Origin of the sequence: Klebsiella sp. A-Nf5, from assembly GCF_002810545.1 — a bacterium.
In the GTDB taxonomy this organism is placed as follows: Bacteria; Pseudomonadota; Gammaproteobacteria; order Enterobacterales; family Enterobacteriaceae; genus Klebsiella; species Klebsiella variicola.
In genome coordinates this window covers 1-1,125 of sequence record NZ_PIOG01000212.1, presented here as the reverse complement: position 1 = coordinate 1,125, position 1,125 = coordinate 1, and the positions used below count along the sequence as shown (strand labels likewise).

At 50.3% G+C, this 1,125-nt stretch carries 1 protein-coding gene and 2 pseudogenes; 1 reads left to right on the top strand and 2 read right to left on the bottom strand.

Features of this window, described 5'->3' with window-relative positions; translation table 11 throughout:
* The coding region (locus CWM53_RS20310; RefSeq protein WP_133124375.1) for an alpha/beta hydrolase at positions 1 to 361 on the bottom strand (361 nt) is incomplete at its 3' end.
* Positions 362 to 390: 29 nt separating this feature from the next.
* Between CWM53_RS20310 and CWM53_RS32035 the strand changes: the two are divergent.
* Positions 391 to 573, top strand: a pseudogene (locus tag CWM53_RS32035) (hypothetical protein); the annotation flags it as partial.
* On the opposite strand, the pseudogene CWM53_RS20305 reads toward CWM53_RS32035, so the two are convergent.
* A pseudogene (locus CWM53_RS20305) lies at positions 523 to 1,092 on the bottom strand (iron-containing alcohol dehydrogenase); the annotation flags it as partial. The pseudogenes CWM53_RS32035 and CWM53_RS20305 overlap by 51 nt on opposite strands.
* Positions 1,093 to 1,125: the final 33 nt, after the last annotated feature.

Below are 1,125 nucleotides of genomic sequence, written 5' to 3'. Positions count from 1 at the left end.
ATCCGCGCTCTGCCAGGGTCTGAGCATAAAGACCTGAAGCCTGCTCTTTTACCGCGCCAAATGGCCCGGAAATCACAAGCGCAGCAAGCTTCTTGTTCCCGCGATCTTTAGGAAGATATACATCAGCGGCCAGCGTAATGCCGTAACGGTTCTTAAAAGTAACTTTTTGATGATCCACTTTTTCGCTCCTTGGGAAAGTTTTATCCCACGTCTGAACCAGACGGACTGAAGAATCTGCTGTGCCTGGTGCAGGCTGGGCGACTGCAGCTTCTGTTGAAATCAGAGCCATCGCCCCGGCAAGGAGTGCGCCATTAAAAAAGCGCGTTGAAGATTTTAGCGTCATGATATTAAAACCTTTCATTGGATATTGAGGGATATGTTTCAGACAGCATGCATGAGTATTTCAGTTACAACTTCCGGCGGGTAATCACTGGCGATACCAAACGCTTTGACATTGATCTGGACGTTCTCAACGATAGCGGGCAGATCTGCTTCCCTGATGTTCAGCTGTTCAAGACGTGTTGGCGTACCAATTTCTTCGAACCACTTCTCAAGCGCTGCGATGCCGTCGTCTGCCGAACTGAGTCCGAACACATATTTTGCGAAACGCTCAAACTGCGGTGTACTTCGGTTTTTGTACCACTTCATCCAGGCGGGCATAACAACGGACAACCCTGCCCCATGCGGAACGTTGAAAAGTGCGGATAAAGAGTGCTCGATTGCATGATTCGGATAACTAAATCCGGCACAGCCTGACAGGATCAAACCGTTTTGAGCAAGGGTTGCAGCCCAGGCAAATTCCCCACGCGCAGCCTCATCATCCGGACTGGCGATGAGCGTTTGTGTGGTTTCAATTACCGTATTTAGGAGTGCTTCAACCAGTCGCGACTGAATTGCAGGCTGAACGGTTGCGGTGAAGTACACTTCGATAAGGTGTGAAATGATATCAGCGGCAGAATAGACGAGGTAATCGCGGGAGACGCCCGCCATCAGTGCCGGACTCAGTACGGATACCACCGGACGCGTGTAGTCGTTACCGATCGATAATTTTTCATGTGTTTCTTCATTGGTGACAACGGCATACGGGTTCATTTCGCTTCCCGTTGCGGCCAGGGTCAGAATGGC